Genomic DNA, 17,305 nt, shown 5'->3' with positions numbered 1-17,305 from the left:
CCCGTTTTCGTCTGCCGACGATTGCGGGGGATTTTTCTTGTTGGGAAGTTTCCCAAACCCTCTGCAATTTTTCAAAATCTTTGGCAGAACAGGCGGCGCGTTGTATTTAGGAGCGTAACCACCAACGCGCAGCGTCTACGCTGCCATTTCAGAAAGGAGCGAATACATGAGCGAACAATTTTCCATTCTTATCGACAGCCGCACCCGCTTTGAAACAAGCGAACCGGGCGGCGTGTGGCTTTCCATGCCGACCACAAAGGAGCAGCTTCACGAAGCTATGCAGCGCGTCGGCATTACTGCGGATAACCCGCAGGACTTCTTTATCAACGGCTTTGCAAACACCGAGCAGCAGCCCTTTGACGTGCCGCTTCCCGTTATCCAGAGCGCAGGGCTTGACGAACTGAACTACTTAGGCAATCTGCTTGCCATGCAGCGCGACGAGGACAGGGACAAGTTTACGGCGGCGGTAGCTCTTGGGGAACGTGCCGGAAGTGTCAAAGACCTTATCAACCTTGCACAAAATCTTGACTGCTACTGGCTTTATCCCACCGTACAGAACGAAGAAGATTACGGCTATTACCTTATCGACGAACTGGACGAATTAGAACTGCCCGAAGAAGCAAAAAAGTATTTCATGTATGAGGATTACGGGCGGGACGCTGCTATCAATGACGGAGGACGCTTTACCGAACAGGGCTATATCTACAACAACAAGAACACCTTTACGGAGTGGTACAACGGCAGAGAAAGCGACATACCGAGGGAATACCGCGTTATGAGCTTCCCGCAGCCGCACCGCCCCGACCCGTCAAAGGTAGAAATGGACGCAGCCGCACCGGGACAGAAAACAGTGCAGACCATAGAGCAGCCGCAGGAGCCGCGCCCGGTTATCCCTATTGTGCTGACGAGCGAAAAACCCGCAGAGAAATTGAAAGAGATTACCGACCGTCTGGAACAGGGAATAACGGAACTCTTTGACAGCGAGCGTTACCGGGAATATCTGCGCGTCATGTCAAAATTTCATAATTACAGCTTTAACAATACGCTGCTTATCGCCATGCAGAAGCCGGACGCTTCCCTTGTTGCGGGCTTTTCCGCATGGAAAAATAATTTTGGGCGAAACGTGATAAAAGGGCAAAAAGGAATTAAAATCATTGCCCCGTCGCCTTACAAAGTCAAACAGGAAATGAAGAAAATCGACCCCCACACGCAGCAGCCTATCATTGGGAAAGACGGGAAGCCGGTTACGGAGGAAAAGGAAATCACGATACCCGCTTATAAGGTAGTGTCTGTCTTTGACGTGTCGCAGACCGAGGGGCGCGAGCTTCCCGACATTGCCGTAAATGAACTGACGGGCGACGTGGAGCGTTACAGGGATTTTTTCGCTGCCCTTGAAAAGACTTCCCCCGTTCCTATTGGCTTTGAGCAGATACCGGGTAGCTCTCATGGTTACTACCATTTGGAGGACAAGCGCATTGCCATTGACGAGGGCATGAGCGAGATTCAAACCTTGAAAACGGCGATACATGAAATCGCACACGCAAAGCTGCACGATATAGATTTGAACGCGCCGGAGAACGAACAGCAGCCCCATATTGACAGGCGTACCCGCGAAGTCGAAGCGGAAAGCGTCGCTTATACCGTCTGCCAACACTACGGGCTTGATACGTCAGACTATTCCTTTGGGTACGTCGCCGGGTGGAGCAGCGGCCGCGAGCTTTCCGAACTGAAAAGCTCCCTTGAAACAATCCGCAGCGCAGCCGCCGAGATTATCAATTCCATTGACGAAACATTAGCGGAGCTTTCAAAGGCGCAGGATAAGGAGCAGACTGCCGGACAGGAGCAGCCGGACAAAGAGGAAAACGCCGCGCCGGAGCAGCCGAAACAGGAAGCCTCCGCACAGGAAAAAGCAGCCTTTATCCCGGAAACAGTTTACCGGGTGCGCCGCAATCCTTACAGCGACAGGAAAGAGAACGCCTATCTGCTGCAAGCCTATGTAACGCAGGAAAACGGGCGGGCAAAAATGGGCGCGGTACTTTTCACAGGAACGCCCCAGAAATGCCGCGAGCTTATGGGGCAACTCAAAAGCGGCGAACTGACCGAGGGACAGGTCAAGGAGCTTTACGCAAAGGCACAGGAAACCGCTAAGACCGCCGAACAGGACAAAGGCACCTTTTCCATTTATCAGCTAAAGCATGGCGACGAAACGCGGGACTTGCGCTTTGAGCCATACGACCGCCTGCAGGCGACGGGAAATGTGGTTGATAAGGCGAACTATGAGCTTGTCTATTCCGCAGAGCTTACGCCGGGGACTTCCCTTGAAGATATTTATACCCGTTTCAATATCGACCACCCCAAAGACTTTAAGGGACACAGCCTTTCCGTTTCCGACGTGGTGGTGCTTCATCAGAACGGGCAGGACGCCGCCCACTATGTAGACAGCTTCGGCTATAAGAATGTGCCGGAGTTTTTACAGGAGCAGAAGCAGCTTACGCCCGACGAGTTGGAAACAGGCGAAACAATCAAAACGCCGCGCGGTACTTTCTATGTAACCGATATGAGCCGCGAACAAATGGAAGCCGCCGGATATGGCTTTCACCATCAATCCGACGACGGAAAATATTTAGTCATGGGAAATGGTACGCGGGCGTTTGCCATAGCAGCCGAGCAGCGGGAAAATCCCTTGAAAGCTGCCGAGCAGACCACCGAGCAAAACGAAAACATGATTGACGGGATTATCAACAATACGCCGACCGTTGACGAACTGGAAGCAAAGGTTAAGGCGGGAGAAACGATTTCCCTTGTTGACCTGGCTAACGCGGTCAAAGCCGATAAGGAGCGCGGCAAGGGCAAGCCGGAAAAGAAGCCCTCTATCCGGGCGCAGCTTAAAGCGGATAAGGAAAAGGCACAGAAGAAAGCCGCAGCGAAAACAAAAAATCACGATTTGGAGGTATGAGCATGAACAGATTTACCGTTGAGGAAACAAACCTTTTGAGCATTTACCATGAGGGAAGCAAGGCGCAGCTTACGGAGAACATCAACGCCGCGCTGCCTTACATGGACGCGGATATGCGGGAACTGGCGAAGCGCGCCCTTTCCAAAGTGGACGCGCTGACCGAGGAAGAATTTGCGGAGCTTACCATTTACGCCGCAGAGGAAGTATGAGCAGCATTAAGCGGCTTTCGCCGCCCCAGAGCCGGAAAGTCAATTCCCTTGTGCGCCGGGAGTGCTGCAACTGCGATAACGGACACTGTATTTTGCTTGACGACGGGGACGAGTGCGTATGCCCGCAGCTTATCTCTTATTCGCTGCTTTGCAAATGGTTTCGGATTGCCGTACTTCCCCTTGATAAGCTCCTGTATGCCGAGCTTTTTAAGACCGAGGATAAAAAGCGTTGTACTGTATGCGGCACGTTCTTTGTATCAAAGTCAAACAGCGTCAAATACTGCCCGGACTGCCGCAAGCGTATCACGAACAGACAGGCAGCGGAGCGCATGAGAAAACGACGCGCCCTTGTTACGCGATAAGGGCGAAAATAGCCTTGATTTACAGGGCTTGCAGCGCGTGAAAATCACTTAGGCGATACAGAATACCTTTTCCCTTAAAAACAGCTTTCTACTGCGTAACATACCAAAATCAGCACCCACAAAAAGACAGGGCGCGGGAGGTCATTACTGGCTTTCCGCGTCCTGTCTTTTTTTGCGCCTGTTTATCCGCGCTCTGTTTCCTTGCCCCGTTCCGGCTGCTTTCCTGTCTGCAAAATGCTGTCTATGTTCTGCTTGATAACGTCATATTCCCGGACTTTCTTTTTCAGCTTGCCATAATCGGCGTAAAGGGCTTCTTTCTGCGCTTGGAGTGCTTCATATTCCTTTTGCAGCGTGGCGGGATTGGGGAGCTTTGTAATGCCCGCCGTTTTGAGTGCCTTTGCCGCAGCTTCATGGAGGATAATATCGCGCTCATGTCCGGCGCGGTATCGCTCTTTGTTCTTTGCCTTGCGGTATGCGTCATAGACAGGCTTTGTCTTTTGATAAGTGGCGACGTGCTTCATCAGCACCGCCATATCTGCAAGCCGCTTTTCAACGCCCTTTAATACGTCTGCCGCCTGTTCGCTTTCTGCCGCCACTTCCTCAATCCGGCTGACTAAATCCGCGTACTGTTCAATCTTATTCTCCGTCAAGAAATTCATGGTCTTAGCTGCCTGTTTCAGATTGTGGATTTTCGCCCAGTGTTCATAGCCTTTGCTCTGCGCCGCCTTGATACTGTTTTCAATGTCAATCAGCAGGCTAACGCCGCCGCGATCTGCGCGGGGAGCTTTCGCAGCGCGGGCGCGTTTGCCCTCTATGCGTTCCCTTATGGCTTCCTCTGTATAGTCTGCGCCGAGGGTTTTAAGACGGGTAAAGCGTTCCTGTCCGGGAGCGCGGCAGGACACATATTTTCCCGGCTTTATCTCATAGCCCGCAGCTTGCAGCCGTTGTAACAATTCCTCAAAACTGGACACTTGGGGAATGAGTGCGTCAACGGCGATTTTCAGCTTGCCTTTCCGACTGGTTCCCGTTTTTTCCTCTTGATACTCTGCATAGCTCTTTCCCTTGTTTCCCTTTTTCGGGACAATGACGGATAAGCCGTTTTCCCGGCACAGCCTGTCGCTCATGTTCCGTATGCCGTAATAACTACGCTTATTGGAATTATACTTGTGGTGGTCTACAAAATTGACCGCGCAGAAAATAATGTGATTATGGACGTGTCCTTTGTCAATGTGCGTCGTCAATACATACTCATGCTGCCCTTTTGTTACCGCGTCGGCAAGCTGCTTTCCGATTTTGTGGGCGGTTTCATAATCCACTTCCCCCGGCTCAAAGGACTGTATCAGATGAAAGGCTAAATTGTTGCCCTTTTGGAGAGCTTGCGACAAGGTATATTCAAATTCAATGTCTGCCGTTTCATAGGAGCAGCCAAAAGAGGACACAAGCATTTTCCCGTCCGTCTTATCGGGATTTTGGATATAGTCAAGGGCTTTGCTCAACGTGCTTTTAATAGGCTTAATCTTTGTAACCGCCATATCTCCGCAAGCACCCCCTTTATTTCCTCTATGTCCTCTTGGTAGACGCTGCCCGTACTGTTTACGCGCTTTGCAATCTGGTTGACGTTGACACCGATTTTCTGTATCTCCGCTGTCATGGCTTTTATGTCGGTGTGGTCTACTTGGATAATGTATCCGTCAATGGCAATCTTCCTAAGATATGCCGCCATGTTCCGGGTGGGGACGAGCTTCATTTTTTCAAGAATTAAATCCCGTTCTGCTTCTGTTACTCTGAATTTGATTTGTACCGTTCTTTTGCGTCCGTCCATGCTTTCGCTCCTTTCCATTCCGAGGGTTTGGGACACTTCCCAACAAGCCATTTTCAACCGACGTGCCGCAGCGCAGGAGGGCGAAAATACGGAAGTGGGTACCCGCTTCCTATGCTTGCTACGAAAGTTTTTTCTTAATCCTTACTACAACGGAAAGCCCCGTTTTGCCAAACTTACACAAAAGAAAAACGCTGCAATCTCAAAAAGATTACAACGCTTCCTAAAGCCTATTTAGTTTTCGTTTTCGACTTCTGCAATTTCTTTCGCCGTCGCGGTAACAATCCGTATTCCTGTATCGCTCATATCATCAAGAAGCGCGTCAAGCTGCCGCCGCTTTGTGTCTTTCTCCGGCTGCGTATCTAAAAGAAACTGGTCTACGGATATATGATAGCGCAGCATAAGCTCAAAGAAAATCTGTAAACTTGGGTGCTGCCCGTTGTTCTCAATGTTTGCAAGGTAACGCGGGGAAATATACATTTCGTCGCTTACTTTCTTGCGGCTCTCTTTGCGCTCTTTCCGCGCGTTCTTTATTGCTTGCCCAAAAGCCTTGAAGTCGTACTTTTCTACTGGTCTTTTTGCCATATTCATTCACCCAGTTACATTTTACTGTTCCCCTTTCTTCTTGGATATGTCTATATACTTCCTATAACGAACCTAAATAATGCCTATTTCCGCACTTGCTATTATTCGCCATACCGTATATAATTATACTGATAAACTTTGAAGAAAGGACGGGTGGCTTATGGAATATATGTCTTGTGCAGAAGCAGCGGGCAAATGGGGCATTTCAGAAAGACGGGTGCAGAAACTTTGTGAGGGGGAGCGCATACCGGGCGTTTCAAAATTTGGTAGTATGTGGCTGATACCAAAAGACGTGGAAAAGCCAACTGATAGACGCAGAAAGGAGTTTCAACATGAATAATGTTTTAATTATCGAAGATGATAAAGAAATTTGCGTTATGATAAAAGACCATCTGGAAAAGTACAATTATCAAGTCTTCTTCACACTTACTGGTGCAAATGCGATTGAACGCATAAAAGAATTATCCCCAGATTTAATTATTTTAGATTTAATGCTTCCTTTTATCAGTGGAGATGAATTAATTAGAAATATCAGAAAATTTTCAGATGTACCTGTAATTGTTGTTTCTGCAAAAAGTTTAACATTCAACAAAGTCGAACTGCTACGCTTGGGTGCTGATGACTATTTAACAAAGCCGTTTGATTTGGACGAATTACTAGCGCGAATTGAACGCAATTTGCTAAGAAGTCAAAAAGATACTCCCCATCTTTGTTTGACCTTTGGAGAACTTTCCATTAATACATCTTCAAAAATAGTTACTGTTGCAGACGAAATTATTGTGCTTACAGCAAAAGAGTATCAACTTGTAGAACTACTGGCGAAATATCCTGATAAAGTTTTTTCTAAGCAAAATCTTTATGAAAGTATTTGGCAAGAACCATTTGCAAGGGATAATGATGTCATTAACACACATATAAGTAACTTACGAAAAAAATTAAAGGGCGAAGGCTGCCGAATTAAGACCATATGGGGCTTGGGTTACCGATTTGCAAAGTGAGCTTTAGATAATCTTTAGCTTTACCTTTAGATTATTCAAGGAATTGTCTGCGATACTAAATAACAAGAAAGGAGCTGTGAAAAAATGAACGTAACAGTTTTTGAAGCTATCAACATCACAAAAAAGTATCGCAATACACTAGCCCTAAATCAAGTATCTATGTCTGTAATGCAAGGAGATATTTATGGGTTTATCGGAGAAAACGGTGCCGGTAAAACAACAATGATTCGTTTACTAACCGGACTGGCAGAACCTACTACTGGCAAAATTGCTTTATTCGGTGAAAGCAATAAGAAACTTGCAAAGCAGCGTGAGCGCATTGGCTGTATTATTGAGAGCCCTTCTCTTTATCTTGATATGACAGCCTATGAAAATTTGGAGGTACAACGTTTGCAACGCGGTATTCCAGGAAAAGGTTGCATTGATAATGCTTTAGCATTAGTTGGTTTGAAAGATACCGGAAAGAAAAAAGCAAAAGATTTCTCTTTGGGTATGCGGCAGAGACTAGCTCTCGCAATCGCTTTGCTTGGGAATCCTGAATTTCTCGTACTAGATGAACCAATTAACGGACTAGACCCTACTGGAATTATCGAATTAAGAAACTTACTCAAAAGACTAAATAAAGAACGTGGAATCACTATTTTGATTTCAAGTCACATTCTCACGGAACTTCATCAATTAGCAAATAGATATGGTATCTTACATGAGGGGAAACTTTTACAGGAAATTACCGCTACAGAGTTAGACAAACGCTGCAAAAAGCATTTGTTGTTGCAAGTGAATGATGTAGCTGCTGCTAGTGTTTTATTGGAAAGCAAACTGAATACTTCAAATTTTTCTGTTATGCCAGACAAAAGTATTCATCTATATGATTATGTTGAAAATGCCGGAAAAGTATCAGCGTTGCTAAGTGCAAATAACATTACGATTTATCAGTTAGCACAATCTGGAGATAGTCTTGAAACTTATTACACTAATTTGATAGGAGGGTGCCAAAATGATTAACCATTTTAAAGCTGAATTTTATAAATTGCGTCACTCAAAGATATTGATAACTATATTAGGCGTATGTGCGGCGGTTATAATGGTCTCTTTTGCACTTGGTGACATGACTTTTTTTGGAGCCGGAGATGGAACAGAAAGTGTAATCGGATTTCAAGCTAAGTGTTATCTATCTAGTGAAATACCAACGTTTCAAACTGTTGCCCGCTCATCTCTTGCATATACAGCCTTTTTCTGGATTATTGGCATTTTATTTGCAACCATATTTTTTACAAAAGAATATAATACGGGTACAATCAAATTATCTGTTGCATACGGCACTAAACGAACTATTCTCTACTACACCAAAGCGATTACAATATTGGTGGTGTCTCTGATAACGTATCTGATTTTTGTAGCTACATTTTTCGTTATTGAAATCATACAATCCGGTTACATTCCAACTGCGAGTGAAGTAATAAACCTTTTGGGATGGGCTCTTGCTTGCGGAACGGTTTTATTAGCATTAGAAAGCATTTCTATTTTTTTATGTGTCGTTATTCAAAATACAGGGATTGTAACAGGGATTTGCTGCTTATATGTATTCAGTGGAGCGTCTGTTTACTTAATGCTATGGAGTGATATGGAGACGGTTTCAATACCCTTAAAATTTTTTGTATATGGAAATCCTATGTACTATTGGATGAATTTCAGCTCTTGTCGCACAATGGGTATTATTGAGCATTTACCATTCTATTTCATAGGGTGCATTTCTCTTTTGATTGTTGGCGGTCTTATTATGATTAGAAAAGAAATCAAGTAAAAGGGAGGTAGAATATGGGTTGGGCGATTATGTTTCTTGTTCTGATAGCATTGGTCATTATCCTTTCAATTTCTTTAATTAACTGGAAAATACAGATATATAAAGTAATCGTCCAACTAAATGCTATTCTGAATAGAAAAACGAAAAAGTTAGTTACAGTGTCTTTATCTGATAGGCGGTTAGAGCATTTGGTTGAAATCATAAATCAGATTGTATCAAAAGATAATATTTATCTGGGCGAAATTCAAAAAAAGGAGAATGAATTAAAAGAGAATATTTCTTGCCTTTCTCATGATTTACGGACACCACTAACTTCCATTCGCGGATATTTGCAACTTCTATCAAGTGCGCCTGATGAAAAAAGAGCGGAATATATTTCAGCATTATCCGGAAAAGCATTGAGATTAGAACGTCTCATAGATGACTTTTATCAAATCTCTCTTTTAGAAGCAGGACAATATCCATTTTACTATGAAAAGGTTGAGCTATGCTCATTGCTTACTGAAATCCTGCTAGACAATTATTCGATTTTCAGCGTTAATGGAATTGAACCCCAAATAGAAATACCTAATATGGACATCTATCTTAATGCTGACAGAAAGGCGTGTATTCGCATTATACAAAATCTTATATTCAATGCGGTAACATCCACTACAAATAATGTTGTAATTCAACTAATTAATATCGCAGATTCTGTACAACTCTGTATTAAAAATCCTGTTGCATCTATTCCTACAGAAGAATATTCAAAACTGTTGGAACGCTTTTATGTAGCAGATGTTTCAAGAAGTAATGGTACGTCTGGACAAGGACTTTACATTGTGAAAAAGCTATTACTTATGATGAATTGTACAAATCCAATAATTGAAATACATGACCATAATTTTATGATTACGATTGATTTTTCGCCCTTACTCATAAAGAAATAATCTGCCGGACGACGGCAAAAGAAAAAAAGCCGTCGCAAAGCAGAGGTATTTTCACGCGCCATTTCTAAATTACGGCGGCTTTGATTTTCAGAGCCGCCGTTTCTTTTTGCGCGACGACCCATAGCCATATAAAACGGCGGCTTTAGGAGGTAGCCGCCATGAGCGATAAACCATATCGACAATATTCTACTTTCTTTGACTTATCAAAAAAAGCCCGACCATCGCCGGGGACACTTCTACCCTTAGATATGAACTGTCAAATCATCTGAATACCGCTTTCAATTCCCTTGCGCTTGTCTGCGTCTTGCAGACAGGCGCATTTTGCATTTTCGGGAGGTTTTTTCAAAAAAGTTTCGCTTTCATTCGGCGTTTGAAAAAATCGCCTGTATTATCCCGCGAAAAGGGGAGGTACTACCTACCTTTCGGCACGAAAGGAGGTGAGAACATGGAACCTAATCGCGTGGAATTTCAGAAGCAATGTATCTTTCAAAGTTTCTGTAAACGGGTGCTGCACAACGAAGCCTGCAACGCCCATGAGGAAATCCGGCGTCGCAGAGCAAAGGAAGTGTCGTTTTCCGACCTTGCCTTGCATGAGGAGCGGCAGCTTTACACGCTTGACAAGTATTTTCAAGACGAAGAAGCCGAGCCGAGCTATCAGCAGGCGGGAAAGAAAATCACGCCGAAGCTGTTGCTTGAAGCAATCCGCACTTTGCCGGAAGAAAAAAGGAAAGCTATCATGCTGTACTATTTCGAGGGCATGACCGACGTGGAGATTGGAAAGTTATTCAATACGTCGCGCAGCACGATACAGTACAGACGGACAAGCTCTTTTGAAATCTTGAAGAAATATTTGGAGGAACACGCTGATGAATGGGACGAATGGTAAACAATCTGACTTCCCGGACGTTGCCCTTGTTCCCTATCCTGTCATTGTGGCAGCGACAAAGGGCGACCCGGACGCTATGAAAATTGTCTTGCAGCACTTTAGCGGTTACATAGCGAGCCTTTCTATGAGAAAGCTCTGCGACGAGCGCGGAAACGTCTATTTTGGCGTTGACGAGGATATTCGGCAACGGCTGCAAGCAAGGCTAATGAGGGCAATCCTCACATTTAGGGCTGAATAGCTGCACCGATACCGAAACGTCTTAACCCCTTTTTCGTTTCGTATCAATCCGCAGCAGCCCCGTATGTTCCTTGACAAAGAAAGCGACGCAAGATAACGGCGACGCAGTATAGGGCAAACCGGGTACGTCCTTTTTGCGCCGAGCCATACAGAGGGTGCGCCATGACGCTATTCCCCTATCGGGAAAAGCCGAGCGAGAAACACCACGATGGAAAGCAAGTTAGCAGCTTGCGGGCGACGACACGCATTGAGGGGAGATAAGCCTTTACAGCCACAGTCCGAGCGTTCAGAGCGTCGCAGGCAATGGGTAAAGCTGCCTTAAATGAGCAGGGGTGCAATTCCCGCGAGGTTGTGCTAACAGCCGCCCGGTTAAAGCCCACTTTTTGTAACTTGACTTTTTAGCCATTTATGAAAGGGGGTATTTTCCTATGGCAAAAAAGGAAACAACAAGCCCCGCTATCCCTGTATTCCCTATGTTAAAGACCGTTGAGCAAATGAGCAAGCTTAGCGGTATCGGGGAAAATAAGCTGCGCGAGCTTATGGATAGCGGCGAGCTTGAATATATACAGAATAGAAACCGCCGTTTGATAGCTGACGCTGCAATCTGGGACTGGTATCACAGGGCAAAGACGACAGCGAAGCCCCCGGCACGACAGGGAGGTTAAGCTATGGCTATATCAACAAGGCAGGTTAAGAATAAACGCGACAGCAACGGCGTACTGACCGGGCGACCGGGAACAGTTTACGACGTGAATATCAAGTACACCGCCCCGAATGGGGAAAAGAAAACCTATTCCAAAAAGGGCTTTCCGACAAAAAAGGAAGCAACGCAGCATGAAGCAGAGATGAAAGCAAAGCTCCATAATCCGGGGCAGATTGCGTCTATCGCTTCACAGCGGAAACAGACCGTTGCAAGCTATCTGAATGAATGGGTGGAAAGCTATGCAAGAGTGAACTTGCGCCCCTCTACTTACGACGGGTACAAAAAGACGATTGCAAACTATATCAATCCCTATATCGGCGGCGTTGCCCTTAATCAGCTTACCCCCGCTATGGTAGAAAAAATGTTTCAGCAGATTATTGACAAAGGCTTGAAACCGTCCACCGCAGCCGGGGCAAAGCGTGTTTTGAGCGTGGCGTTGAGCCATGCCCGGAAATACCGCTATATCGAAACAAACGCAGCAAAGGACACGCTTACGAAGTTTGGAAAGAGCGACAAGACCCCCGACCCTTATACGCCGGAACAGGTAAAAGCCCTTATGCAGCGCGTCGAGGGTACCGTTTGGGAAATGCCCGTTATCTTAGGCGGGCTTTACGGTATGCGCCGTTCTGAAATCCTGGGCTTGCGCTGGCGTAATGTGGATTTGGAAAACAACACCTTTGACGTTTCCGAGCAGCTACCCTTTAAGGTGCCGTCGAAAACAAAAGTCATTGAGGAAATGGCACCGCCGAAATCCAACGGGCGAAAGCTGCCTATCACAGAGCTTGCCCGCCCGTTCTTCCTCAAACAGTTTGCTATGCAGGAAGCGCAGCGCGAACAGGCAGAAAAAGACGGAAAACCATACTATGACAATGACCTTGTTGTAGCGAAGCCGGACGGTTCCCCTATCTCCGCGTCGTGGGTATCTTCCCAGTTTGGAAAACTGCTTGAAGATTTGGATATGCCGCATATCCGCTTTCACGATTTACGCCATACGGCGGCTACGAATATGCACCAACTGACAGGCGACTTCTACACCGTAGGCGAAGTGTTAGGACATACGCTTGCGGGTATCGGCGTATCGCTTGGACTGTCTATGAACTTTGAAGCTGTTACCGCCCGTTATGTGGACGTGCGGCTTGAACGCAAGAAAGAAGTCTTAGACGCTTATCATGGGGCGGTCAAACAGTCTGACCCGGCAAAGGCAGAGAAAGCCGAGCCGAAGAAAGCAAAGAGCGCGGCAAAGAAAAAGAGCAGCGATTTAGAGCTTTAACCGCTGTATCTCTTTACCGCTTCTTATATCGTTTTATAGCCCCGCGTGGGATTTGGGCACCATTTGGGCACCATTTACCGAAAAAGCACCACTAATACAGGCGATAAAAGAAACGCCGAGAACCCGCAAAAACATAGAGTTTATGCGGGTTTCCGGCGTTTTCTAATCCCTCAACCGACCTAAAATCATCTTGCGGCAGAGAGAAAAATTCTACTATTTTTTATTATACAGCTACAGCTTAAAGCCACGCAAGAATAAACAAAAGAATTATCCATAAAGCAAAACGAAAGCCTCCAAAGCTGGCACTCTGAAGGCTTTCGTTTTGTTTTATAGAATCTCATCACATTCCTTAGCTGTTATTCGTATTGTTTTTTACTTTCATTTAATTTTTCAACTGAATTTGATTGACATCTGGTTCCTTTTAGTTGAAAGGTTTTTTCATTTTAATTATTACCCATAATGAACTTAATAGGAAAGCCGAAAATAAAATAACATACTTATAGTTCTTATCATTCGTTCCAGCGTTATTACTTAAAGCAGTTCCATCCGCTTGATTTACAGATTCATCATTTTTAGAATTTGTATTTTCAACAGAACTCTTGTTATTATCACTTTTACTCTCACTATTTTCTACTTTAGAATCTTTTTGGTCTGAACTTTCATTATTTTTATTATCTTTATTTTTGTCTGCGTTATTCGTTATATTATCTTTTTTACCATCATTCTTTACATTGTTATCTTTATTTGGGTTATCTATATCTCCAGATTGATTATTATCTTTTTTATCATCTTGCTTCTTATCTTCTTCAATTTTTTCATTTAAGACGATTTTTTTTATCTCATCTTGAGTTTTTAGATACTCTTCATCAATTGTAAATTTATACCTTGTTTCATACTTTCCATTTTCATCAATAATAATTTCATAATCACCAAATTCTTGTCTGTCCGGCGAAATTTTACCAGCTTTGATGTTTTCATTCATGATTATTTGATTACTATTTTTAATCATTTTTACATTAATATTATCTAAAAAATCTTCTCCTGTTTTTCTCACTAATTGATAATGTATATTAGCTTTTGTTACACTAACTGTTATATCAACTCTTGAACCAACCGTCAATGTCGAAGAAGCATACACATCATTAAGCGTAAATAAAATGGCAAAACTTAAAAATAACGGAAAAATAAAAGAATTTATTTTCTTCATTTATACTCCTCAATTAATTGTTACATTGATTGGGAAAAATGATTGGACATTAGATTTTTCATTTCCATTTGAATATCCAATTTTTATTTTCCATTCAAAAGTTCCTTTTTCATGATTCTCATTTAATGTTATCTCCGTACATTGATATCCTAAAGCGATTTCACTTGATTGAAACATTAAATTATCATTTTCGTCATATAACTCAAAAACAATTGGATATCTATTATTTTCTTTATTCAAGACTTTAAAACTAGTACTATTTTTCCCATCAAAAACAGCACTTGAAGAATAACTAATGTTAATCATTCCCTCTTCTACCGCTTTATTAACAGCTTCTTGTTTTTCGCTATCTGGAATTTCACTAATTTTTTCAGTCTTAGTATCATTTGTTTCATTCTCTTTATTCGTATCTGATTCATATATATTTTCCAGGTAGTAATGATTATAGATAAATATAGATGAAACTAGTAATAAAATTAGTGAAATCATTATAATTATTTTCTTTTTAAAATTAAACATATCATAATCTCTCTATTTAAATCCCAAGAATTTGAACTACCCCAGCCGACTTAACTTGACGGATGGGGTTTTCTGCCTTATAAAAGATCACTTAATTTATTCCAAGGATAAATAAATTATAAAATTTAATGTTTAGTTAAAATCAAATGTTGTTGTCATAGTAAATGCTGCTGCATTTTCAAGTGGAACTGTAAAAGAACCTCTATAAACTTCAAAATCAAGTGTTACTGACTGTTTAGGTTCGATAACAACTTCATCATTTTCAAATCTTGCACTACCTGTTTCCATAGGTTCATCAAGCATTGGAGAGACAGCTTTTGAATTTACAACAAATAAAATCTGCCGTGTATTAGCTGTAAACTGTGTTGGGTCCATACTTTCCGGAATAACTTTCCAACCAGAGCCCTGTGCATCTAATCCTACACTTGTTAAATGAATTGCTGACATACTATTGTTCTGAATTGTATAGTTATCTGGAATAGTATTGCTGCCATCTTCATTAAATACAATTGGTAATGTTGAAGGCACTGTTACATCAACTAATGTTGCTTCTGTTTTGATTTCAACTTCTGTTGATCCTTCTGTGTCTGCAAATGCCACTGTATTCATTGACATAATTGATGCTGCTGCTGTTGCGATTGCTACGATTCTTTTTAATTTCATAATTTTCTTCCTCCCAAATTTTAAAGTAGTGCCAAAAATTACCTATTTTTATTTCCCTTAACCCATTATTTAATAGCTTATTCAGCACCTTTTTATATTTTATAACTATATTTACTATAGCTATAGAACATTATAGCATCACTATAATAATATTTCAACTACAAAACATTTAATGATACTAATTTCCTTTTTCTTTACTAAGCATAGCAGGTATTAATGTCTAAATTGGGCACTGATGGAACAAAAAACAAGATTCTCCAGAGCTGAAACTCCAAAGACAAAATAAGAAAAAAGTTATATTTATGTATGAGATTGGGATAATGAGATTCATGCATTAATAGAAAAATTTACTGAAATCTAATTTATAACTGATACATTCAAAAATCGTAAGCGCTTACCAAGTAACTTATTCGCAATACCTCTTATACAAACTCTCCACCGCATCTCTCAGCTCTTTCCCCAACTCTTCATCTTTATTTTCTATTAACTCTGCCACATCATAATGATGCAACAGCCAATAGACCATTCCTCTTTTCGTTGCTTTTATCCTGACATCTACTGTTTTTTCAGTTTCCGTTCCATCTATTATTTTTATTCCATACGAAAATGTATTTACCAACCGAGAGAAATACTTTTTTTGTACCCTTAACTTATAAGTTTTTATTTCTCCACCAAAATTATATGGCGTCTGCAAGAGATACTCTGCCCGTTCAAAATTTCTTTGTATTTCTTCTTCTCTGATTCCATCCTGAAATCCCGGAACTATCCTAATCTCTTTCATCAAATCCACATTATAAGTGTAAATTTTTCTCCCTTTTTCATAACGAACATGCGCACAGTATCGACCTTCATTTAAAATCAGTCGAATTGGTTTTACTGTTGCCTGATAAATTTCTCTTGTCTCTACTTTTCCATTTACGATATCATAAACATTCCAATTAAAGGAAATACACTGACCGCTTTTTATCGCTTTTAAGATGATATCAATATTTTGAAGCACATCTGTTTCCAAGATAAATCTTTGTCTTCCAAAGCTGTCATTGACATAGGGTGTAATGTCTTTTAAATTTTTCCCACTTAGATTTTGTACTCGTTTTGCAAAGCTTTTTGCCTGTTTAGAGTTGAATATTTTTCCATACATAATCGAGTCGATTAAATATTTTAATTCAACATCTGAAATATCGGTACTGCTTTTGTTATAATAATAATTTGTTTTTCTTCCATAGCGTTCTTCATAACAGATTGTTTTTTCTTCATTTGGTAAGTTTGCTTCTTCTTCAACAAGATTTTTCAGGCACGTTCTGACTTTTTTTAATGTGATATCCGGATAATCCGCATGTAATTTTTCATAAATCTCATTCTGTTGCATTGTTTTTATTTCTTTAGAGTTTTTATCTTCCCCTGTATTGTTCTTCAACAGTTCAATCAAATATTTCCTAAGATTCATGATTTTTCTCCTTGTCCCATAATACAAATTCAAAATAATTTTAAATAATCCTTGAACAGAATTGCTTCTACAGCTGGAGTTTCTGATGCAAATTGAGCCTTTTCGATTCCGTTTGTCAGCAACAAGCGGTCCCAAAGTTTTGTGTCATCCTGAAAGTCAAATTTATTGTCGTCCAAAATAATATATTCTTCTATCTCGGTATGTTCCTCTAAATATGCCTTGATTCCAGCACCTCTCTTGCGCTTATAAGTAATATCTTGTGTCTGCGCTACTATTTTCAGCCCATACAAAGCAAGCTTGTCAACTAAATAAATATAATCATCATCTGTCGACTTCATCTCTTTCCAATCAGAGGATAACACAATATCTCCCCCTCCAATTTTATCAATTATCTTTGCCAGGATTTCCACTCGTGCATTATCAATCCCCTTATATCCATTCGGGGTTTTCTTACACGTTGTTTCAGTATTTAATACACCATCTACATCCAAAAATACTGCAAAATGATTCTGTTTTTTCTGCATCTACGTTTTCTCCCTGATTTTTAATCTAAAACCATTACCTATTTTCTCTTTTATGTTGTTATGTGCTTATTTTATTCTCTATAGGCGTCATTTGCATGCCGCTTTTAAATATTCCACAAAAATATTATTATCGTATGATGCTCAGATTCCTTTTGTTACCAGCTAAATCTTTTATGAAACCGAAGAC

At 42.0% G+C, this 17,305-nt stretch carries 19 protein-coding genes and 1 pseudogene; 12 read left to right on the top strand and 8 right to left on the bottom strand.

Annotation, left to right across the window (positions count from 1 at the left end; all coding sequences use genetic code 11):
* Nucleotides 1–160 precede the first annotated feature (160 nt).
* The 3 genes and pseudogenes from ACYQ2D_RS12320 to ACYQ2D_RS12310 form a co-directional block, all read left to right on the top strand.
* Nucleotides 161–2,956 (top strand): annotated as a pseudogene (locus ACYQ2D_RS12320) (YodL domain-containing protein); the annotation flags it as partial.
* The gene (locus ACYQ2D_RS12315) at nucleotides 2,953–3,165 is read left to right on the top strand and encodes a transposon-transfer assisting family protein (RefSeq protein ID WP_442857729.1); all 213 of its coding nucleotides are present in this window, start codon (nucleotides 2,953–2,955) and stop codon (nucleotides 3,163–3,165) included. The pseudogene ACYQ2D_RS12320 and the gene ACYQ2D_RS12315, both read left to right, overlap by 4 nt.
* Nucleotides 3,162–3,527, top strand: a complete 366-nt coding sequence (locus ACYQ2D_RS12310; RefSeq protein WP_117524139.1) for a cysteine-rich VLP domain-containing protein — start codon at nucleotides 3,162–3,164, stop codon at nucleotides 3,525–3,527. Before ACYQ2D_RS12315 ends, ACYQ2D_RS12310 begins: the two co-directional genes overlap by 4 nt.
* A gap of 182 nt (nucleotides 3,528–3,709) precedes the next feature.
* On the opposite strand, the gene ACYQ2D_RS12305 is transcribed toward ACYQ2D_RS12310, so the two are convergent.
* From ACYQ2D_RS12305 to ACYQ2D_RS12295, 3 genes are all read right to left on the bottom strand, one after another.
* Nucleotides 3,710–5,059, bottom strand: a complete 1,350-nt coding sequence (locus ACYQ2D_RS12305; protein ID WP_117524137.1) for a relaxase/mobilization nuclease domain-containing protein — start codon at nucleotides 5,057–5,059, stop codon at nucleotides 3,710–3,712.
* Nucleotides 5,020–5,349, bottom strand: a complete 330-nt coding sequence (locus tag ACYQ2D_RS12300; RefSeq protein WP_117524135.1) for a plasmid mobilization protein — start codon at nucleotides 5,347–5,349, stop codon at nucleotides 5,020–5,022. Before ACYQ2D_RS12300 ends, ACYQ2D_RS12305 begins: the two co-directional genes overlap by 40 nt.
* A gap of 231 nt (nucleotides 5,350–5,580) precedes the next feature.
* A complete protein-coding gene (locus ACYQ2D_RS12295; protein WP_117524190.1) occupies nucleotides 5,581–5,931 on the bottom strand; it encodes a helix-turn-helix transcriptional regulator in 351 nt (116 codons plus the stop codon).
* A gap of 160 nt (nucleotides 5,932–6,091) precedes the next feature.
* Here ACYQ2D_RS12295 and ACYQ2D_RS12290 point away from each other — a divergent pair, with 160 nt between their 5' ends.
* The 9 genes from ACYQ2D_RS12290 (at nucleotide 6,092) to ACYQ2D_RS12250 (ending at nucleotide 12,758) form a co-directional block, all read left to right on the top strand.
* On the top strand, nucleotides 6,092–6,271 hold the full coding sequence (locus tag ACYQ2D_RS12290; RefSeq protein ID WP_015533991.1) for a MerR family transcriptional regulator: 180 nt from the start codon (nucleotides 6,092–6,094) through the stop codon (nucleotides 6,269–6,271).
* The gene (locus ACYQ2D_RS12285; RefSeq protein WP_117524133.1) at nucleotides 6,264–6,929 is read left to right on the top strand and encodes a response regulator transcription factor; all 666 of its coding nucleotides are present in this window, start codon (nucleotides 6,264–6,266) and stop codon (nucleotides 6,927–6,929) included. Before ACYQ2D_RS12290 ends, ACYQ2D_RS12285 begins: the two co-directional genes overlap by 8 nt.
* An 84-nt stretch (nucleotides 6,930–7,013) precedes the next feature.
* Nucleotides 7,014–7,934: an ATP-binding cassette domain-containing protein gene (locus ACYQ2D_RS12280; RefSeq protein ID WP_015533989.1), complete on the top strand. Its 921-nt coding sequence runs from the start codon at nucleotides 7,014–7,016 to the stop codon at nucleotides 7,932–7,934.
* The gene (locus ACYQ2D_RS12275) at nucleotides 7,927–8,733 is read left to right on the top strand and encodes an ABC transporter permease (RefSeq protein ID WP_055057437.1); all 807 of its coding nucleotides are present in this window, start codon (nucleotides 7,927–7,929) and stop codon (nucleotides 8,731–8,733) included. Before ACYQ2D_RS12280 ends, ACYQ2D_RS12275 begins: the two co-directional genes overlap by 8 nt.
* A 14-nt stretch (nucleotides 8,734–8,747) precedes the next feature.
* Nucleotides 8,748–9,662: a sensor histidine kinase gene (locus ACYQ2D_RS12270; protein ID WP_014081148.1), complete on the top strand. Its 915-nt coding sequence runs from the start codon at nucleotides 8,748–8,750 to the stop codon at nucleotides 9,660–9,662.
* A gap of 445 nt (nucleotides 9,663–10,107) precedes the next feature.
* On the top strand, nucleotides 10,108–10,548 hold the full coding sequence (locus ACYQ2D_RS12265; RefSeq protein ID WP_033120017.1) for an RNA polymerase sigma factor: 441 nt from the start codon (nucleotides 10,108–10,110) through the stop codon (nucleotides 10,546–10,548).
* The gene (locus tag ACYQ2D_RS12260; protein WP_087361314.1) at nucleotides 10,529–10,786 is read left to right on the top strand and encodes a helix-turn-helix domain-containing protein; all 258 of its coding nucleotides are present in this window, start codon (nucleotides 10,529–10,531) and stop codon (nucleotides 10,784–10,786) included. The genes ACYQ2D_RS12265 and ACYQ2D_RS12260 overlap by 20 nt, the downstream gene beginning before the upstream one ends.
* Nucleotides 10,787–11,213: 427 nt before the next feature.
* Nucleotides 11,214–11,450 carry a MerR family transcriptional regulator gene (locus tag ACYQ2D_RS12255; RefSeq protein ID WP_459785630.1) on the top strand — a complete coding sequence of 79 codons (237 nt, stop codon included), beginning with the start codon at nucleotides 11,214–11,216 and terminating at the stop codon, nucleotides 11,448–11,450.
* 3 nt (nucleotides 11,451–11,453) lie between these two features.
* Nucleotides 11,454–12,758, top strand: a complete 1,305-nt coding sequence (locus tag ACYQ2D_RS12250) for a tyrosine-type recombinase/integrase (protein ID WP_459785628.1) — start codon at nucleotides 11,454–11,456, stop codon at nucleotides 12,756–12,758.
* Between the two features lie 421 nt (nucleotides 12,759–13,179).
* Here the strand turns inward: ACYQ2D_RS12250 and ACYQ2D_RS12245 are convergent, their stop codons facing one another.
* The 5 genes from ACYQ2D_RS12245 to ACYQ2D_RS12225 form a co-directional block, all read right to left on the bottom strand.
* Nucleotides 13,180–13,965 carry a hypothetical protein gene (locus ACYQ2D_RS12245; RefSeq protein ID WP_459785627.1) on the bottom strand — a complete coding sequence of 262 codons (786 nt, stop codon included), beginning with the start codon at nucleotides 13,963–13,965 and terminating at the stop codon, nucleotides 13,180–13,182.
* A gap of 9 nt (nucleotides 13,966–13,974) precedes the next feature.
* A complete protein-coding gene (locus ACYQ2D_RS12240) occupies nucleotides 13,975–14,484 on the bottom strand; it encodes a hypothetical protein (RefSeq protein WP_117456580.1) in 510 nt (169 codons plus the stop codon).
* Between the two features lie 132 nt (nucleotides 14,485–14,616).
* Entirely contained in the window at nucleotides 14,617–15,147 is a 531-nt protein-coding gene (locus tag ACYQ2D_RS12235; protein WP_459785625.1) for a hypothetical protein, read from the bottom strand.
* 406 nt (nucleotides 15,148–15,553) lie between these two features.
* Nucleotides 15,554–16,594, bottom strand: a complete 1,041-nt coding sequence (locus tag ACYQ2D_RS12230) for a WYL domain-containing transcriptional factor (RefSeq protein WP_459785624.1) — start codon at nucleotides 16,592–16,594, stop codon at nucleotides 15,554–15,556.
* 29 nt (nucleotides 16,595–16,623) lie between these two features.
* Nucleotides 16,624–17,118: an HAD domain-containing protein gene (locus ACYQ2D_RS12225; protein ID WP_459785622.1), complete on the bottom strand. Its 495-nt coding sequence runs from the start codon at nucleotides 17,116–17,118 to the stop codon at nucleotides 16,624–16,626.
* Nucleotides 17,119–17,305 lie beyond the last annotated feature (187 nt).

The organism is Blautia stercoris (genome assembly GCF_054657695.1).
Note: the sequence above shows the minus strand (reverse complement) of the source record. Positions and strands in the feature narration are given on the sequence as shown.